A 5440-nucleotide genomic window follows, 5' to 3' on the forward strand; every position below is an offset into this window, starting at 1 on the left:
CGAGGTCGATCCGTCTGCCTCCGCTTGCGCAGTTATCGATGCGAAGTCCGGGGATTTCCTGCGAAAGCGCGTCCAAAAACGCGTACTCGCCCGTGACGTAATGATTCTCCGCGAATCCTTTTCTGCCGCCGTACAAATCGCGATCTGCCTTTTCCCAATAAACTCTCGGGTCAATATTGAAATCCTGCCGATAATAGGAAACTCCGTTCTCTTTTAAGGAAGCGATGATCACGCCTTGGATATACTCTCGCGCTTCCTCGCACCCCATATTCAAAAGGCAGTTTTCCCCTTTCGCCGTCAAAAGCCACGAATCGGCTTTACCTTTCGCTTGGATCTCTTTATACAGTTCGGACGATTTCGGAACGCGCTCCGGCTCGTACCAAAGAAGCATTTTCGCGCCGTTCTCCGCGAGATAATCGCTGACCGCGCCGAGTCCGTTCGGATATTTATCGAGGTTTACCGTCCAGTTTCCGACGGCGCTTCGCCAATCCGACGCGCCGTTAAGATCGTACCACGCCGCGTCGTACCAAGCGTAATCGAGGGTTTCGAGGAGATCGAGCTCTTTGAGTTTTTCGATATAGGCGCGCGTTCCCGCCTCGTTTGCGCGGCTCGTGTCGTCCTGTCCTTCCGCGCCCGCGAAAAGAAGCATACTGCTCGGCGCGTAATGTTCGCCGAGACCGCGCTTGATATCCGCGCGGAAATTATTGAAGCCTTTCAATGGGCTGCTTCCGTTTGAATAAAGCGAGAGGGAGATCAAAGGCGTGCGGACGCTTTCGCCAGGTTCCAAATAGCCGCAAAGATCGCTCTGCCCGACGTTCACCGAGACATGGCCCTTATGCGCCGCGAAGCGCGCCGTCCAATCGCCCGACCAACCGATCCCGATCGTTGCGCCGATCGCGCCGGACGCGGAGGGAGATTTCCCCCAAAGGTTGAAAAAAGGCAAATACTGCGTTGAACTTCTTCCGCCGAGCGTATCGAAGACGTAAGTGGTCTTCTTACCCGACAGCTCCCGGCTGTACAGCGCGAAATCGTCCGTCGCTTCGTCGCTGCCGCCGCTGAAATACAGCGTGGAATCCGAGAAATCGAACGCACCCGTCAACCCGTACAAAAAAGAGAGCTCGAGCGAATTCTCCGTCCCTCGGTTGGTCAAGCCGACCTTCCACTCCGAAGTGGCGGTAAGGTCGTAATACGAAGCGATAAGGCGCGCTTCCAACCCCGTTTCGCGGTGCGTAAAGACTTTTTCGAGGGTGACGTCGCCGCCCGATTCCTCGCGGAGCGCGATCTCGATATCCCACTCGGAACGCGTTTCGACAAAGCCTTTATCTCCAAAGCGAAAATCGAACGCGGCGCTTGCGACGGAACCCTCCATTGAACGTTCGAGTTCGTCGCGGAACCAAGCGCGCGACAACTCGCGGTCTTTATGATCAAGCGATATTTCTTCCGCGCTTGCTTGCGGGAAAGTGACGAGATCGCGCGAAAACGCTTTGAAAAGTTTCGCTTGCGGGAGCATTTTGCAGGAAAAGATCAAAGACGCCGCATAGACGCCGAGCGCGACGACGGCGGTCGCCCACAGCGCGAACTTCCGATTTCGGCGCGTTCCGTAATAAAGCTGAACGATCACGCAAGCGAGATAAAAGGACAACAAAACGACAAGCCCGAAAACGCGCGTGACCGTTTCGTTCAAAAACGCGGAGGCGATCGCCTGCGACGGGAAAAACAAAAGTGAAAAGACGCCCGCGCCCACAAGGAACGGCGCCGCAAGAACGATCGGTTTACTTTCGGGGTATTTTTGGAAATACGCAAGCGCGAACATCGCGCCCGACGACAGAATAAAATCCGAGAAAAGAAGCGCGAGCTTCCAAGCGCGAACCGCGATCACGCTGTCATAAACGTAAAAAATCGCGCCGACGGCGATCGTTCCCGAAAGAAATATCTCAGCTGCGATCAGGAAAAACGGGGATATGAAAAACGCACGGATTTTCCTTTTTTCCATACGTTTATTATATAGTTTAAAAGCGCACTTTGTAAAGAGAGCGAAAACACTTGAAGAAAACGCCTCGATAAAACTCGGATCCTCTTTTCGGAAAAAGGGTTTCTCTTTGAGAAAATGTCACGAAGGGCGGTGAAGCGATCCGCTCTTTTTGATGGCTTCGACAAGCCTTCGAGCCGCGATCCGATGACAGATCCGCCCGGGGTGTCCCGCCCGAACGTCCGACATCGACGCCGCGCTCGGCGTTTCGAGGACGGAGACGCGCGGAGATCCGACGCGCATTTGCGCTTCGATCGTTAAAGGAAGCAATTCGGGTTTCTCGAAAAATCCGCATAAAAGGATAATCTTCGCTCTTTCGTTCTTCTCGGCGACGCGCTTGATGAACGAAGCGAAACGAGCGACCACTTTCTCTTTTTCTTCCTCTCTTTTTTCGCCCGAGAATTCGGATAAATAGGAAAAATCGTTCGTCCCGAGAGTAATGACGACGACGTCTGGAAGGAACAAGGAAAAGTCCCATTTTTCCTCGTTTCGGAAGAAGTCGACGTTCTCATAGATCTCCGGGATCGAGTGATCGGAATAGACGGACTTATAGATCGGCCAACCGCCCGCCGCGATCACGTTATAATCCGCGCCGAGTGCTTTTGCGGTCAGATACGAAAAGGCTTTCGTTACGTCCTGCTCTTTGGTTTTATATTCCCCGTCCCCGAGCGGCGCGAGCGTTCCGAATCCCGTCGTGATCGAATCACCGATAAATTCGATCTTTAAGGCGGGCTTCTTTTCCTGCGGCAAAAACGCGCCGTCGGTCTCCGCGGAGAACAGCGCGAAGGAATTATTCGCCGATTCGGTGAGTTTGACGACTTCGAAGACGTGCTCCCCCTCTTCCGCGCGGACGGCGATCTTTTTTTCGCCTTTCGGCAAACGGACGCGGCGCGTCTTCCCGTCCACGGTCACGCGAATATACGCGTTTCGGTCCGAAAGAGAGAACTCGGAAAAAACGCGAAGAACAAGCTCCGTTCCTTTGAATTTCCCGAGAACGGACGCCCCCGAATGATTCAAAAACAGGCGTTCGCCTTTCGCGTAACGCCGTCCTTGAAAAAGAAAATATGTGTCGAATTCGGAAACGCCGAGTCGCATTACTGCCTGCCTTCGATCATGGATTTGACCTTCATCAGGCGGATCGTGTTCGCCCTTTCGTTCTCGTCAAGCTTCATCGTTATATACTTGATCGTCTCTTTGAATTCGGGGATCATGACGAATTCGAGCGCGTTGACGCGGCGACGGTTCTTTTCGATCTCGTCCGCGAGCATATTACAGGTCTTTTCGACTTCGGCAAGCTCGATGAGTTTGGGGAGAAGATCGCCCATTACGCCGATGCAACCGTCGAGTTCGCCCGTAACGGAAGCAAAGCTGTACGGATAGGTCTCGCCGCCTTCGCCGCTCTCCACGATAAACGCGGGAACTTCGACGCTCATTACGTTCTTACTGCCGCTCTTGACCTTGACTTTTTTCCCGGGGACGAGGACGGCTTCGCCAATCTCCGCTTCGCTCGAAACGGCTTTTGCAAGCATAAAACGACCGAGCGCGTCTTTGAGTCCCTTTTCGACCTCTTCGCGCAAGGCGAGATTCCGCTTGATCAGCGACATAAACTGACGAATCATTTCGTCGGATTTATCTTTCAGAAGTTTATGACCGCGCGTCGCGGTTTTGAGGCGCCCTTTCAGGCGCGTCAATTCCATACGAGTCGGGTTTACCTTCGCGACCGCCATTATTTCTCTTCCGCCTTTTTATAGTATTTATCGAGATATTGGTCTTTGATTCTTTTGAGCTCCGCACGCGGCAAGATGCCGAGAAGCTCCCAACCGATATTCAAGGTCTCTTCGATCGTGCGGTTGGTCGTAAAACCCTGCGAAACGTATCTCTTTTCAAACTCGCCCGCGAATTTCGCGTAAAGTTTATCGACTTCGGTCAAAGCCGCGTCGCCGAGGATCGCCGCGAGTTCTTTACATTCCTTTCCGCGCGCATAGCAAGCGAAAAGCTGGTTCATCGTGTCGGCGTGATCTTCCCTCGTCTTGCCCTTACCGATACCCTTATCCTTCAAACGGGAAAGGGACGGGAGGACGTCCACGGGGGGAACGATCCCTTTTTTATTGAGTTCGCGGGACAAGATGATCTGACCTTCGGTAATGTACCCGGTAAGGTCGGGGATCGGGTGGGTCTTGTCGTCTTCGGGCATCGTCAGGATCGGAATCTCGGTGATCGAGCCTTTGCTACCTTTGAGTCTGCCCGCACGCTCGTACATCGTCGCGAGGTCGGTATAGAGATAGCCCGGATAGCCGCGGCGACCGGGGACTTCCTTTCTCGCGGCGGAGACTTCGCGAAGCGCTTCGGCGTAGTTCGTGATATCCGTTATGATGACGAGGACGTGCATTCCCTTTTCGAACGCGAGATATTCCGCGGCGGTAAGCGCCATACGCGGCGTCGCGATACGCTCGATCGCGGGGTCGTTCGCAAGGTTCATAAAGAGAACCGTGCGGTCGATCGCGCCCGTGCGCTTAAAATCGGAAATAAAGTAATCCGCTTCTTCGAAGGTAATACCGACGGCGGCGAAGACGACGGCGAAGTTACCTTCGTCCGAGCCGATGACCTTGGCTTGCCTCGCGATCTGCGCCGCAAGGTTCGCGTGAGGAAGACCGGACGCGCTGAACACGGGGAGTTTCTGCCCTCTGACGAGGGTATTCAATCCGTCGATCGCGGAAACGCCCGTCTGAATAAATTCGTCGGGATAGTCGCGCGCGGTCGGGTTGATCGGCTGACCGTTGATATCGAGATACTTGTCGGCGATGATGTCGGGGCCGCCGTCCTTCGTCCTTCCGATACCGTCGAAGACTCTGCCGAGCATATCCATCGAGACTCCGAGTTCCATGCTTCTGCCGAGGAACCTCGCCTTGGACGTGCTGATCTTCAAGCCTTGCGAATTTTCGAAGAGCTGGACGAGCGCTTTATCTCCGTTTACTTCAAGCACCTTTCCGCGCCTGATCTCGCCGTTTTCCTGCTTGATCTCGACGAGTTCGTTATACGTTACGCCGCTGACGCCCTCGACGAGCATCAACGGTCCGACGACTTCGCGGATCGTTCTGTATTCCTTAACCATATCAAATCTCTCCTTCCGAGATCAGCGCCGCCATCGACTCTTTCAACTTTTCCTCGATCTCGTCCAATCTTTCCATCTCGCTTTCGGGTATATATTTGCTTCTGCCGATCTCCTCTCTGACGGGAAGGGCAAGGATATCTTCAATATCCACCCTGCGGGAAAGGGCGTCGCGCCCCAATTCATCTGCAAGCAAGATCAAACGCAGCATTTTATATTGCTTTTTGAGAGAGGCGTAAGTATCCACCTCGTGGAATGCGTTTTGATGCAGATAGTCTTCACGAATGGACTTTGCCGTCTCC

General features: G+C 53.9%; 5 protein-coding genes. All 5 read right to left on the reverse strand.

From position 1 onward, the window contains the following. Nucleotides 1-1993 (reverse strand): alpha-galactosidase (locus K5753_03570; protein MCR4726279.1); only part of this gene is annotated, 1993 nt, incomplete at its 3' end. A 117-nt stretch (nucleotides 1994-2110) separates the two neighbouring features. Further along, nucleotides 2111-3124 carry a hypothetical protein gene (locus K5753_03575; protein MCR4726280.1) on the reverse strand — a complete coding sequence of 338 codons (1014 nt, stop codon included), beginning with the start codon at nucleotides 3122-3124 and terminating at the stop codon, nucleotides 2111-2113. Continuing rightward, nucleotides 3124-3756 carry a V-type ATP synthase subunit D gene (locus K5753_03580; protein MCR4726281.1) on the reverse strand — a complete coding sequence of 211 codons (633 nt, stop codon included), beginning with the start codon at nucleotides 3754-3756 and terminating at the stop codon, nucleotides 3124-3126. Before K5753_03580 ends, K5753_03575 begins: the two co-directional genes overlap by 1 nt. Next, the gene (locus K5753_03585; GenBank protein ID MCR4726282.1) at nucleotides 3756-5141 is read right to left on the reverse strand and encodes a V-type ATP synthase subunit B; all 1386 of its coding nucleotides are present in this window, start codon (nucleotides 5139-5141) and stop codon (nucleotides 3756-3758) included. The genes K5753_03580 and K5753_03585 overlap by 1 nt, the downstream gene beginning before the upstream one ends. Before the next feature lies 1 nt (nucleotide 5142). Further along, on the reverse strand, nucleotides 5143-5440 hold a 298-nt coding region (locus tag K5753_03590; GenBank protein MCR4726283.1), incomplete at its 5' end, for a V-type ATP synthase subunit A.

This window comes from Clostridia bacterium (assembly GCA_024685775.1).
In the GTDB taxonomy this organism is placed as follows: domain Bacteria; phylum Bacillota; class Clostridia; order Christensenellales; family CAG-1252; genus CAG-1252.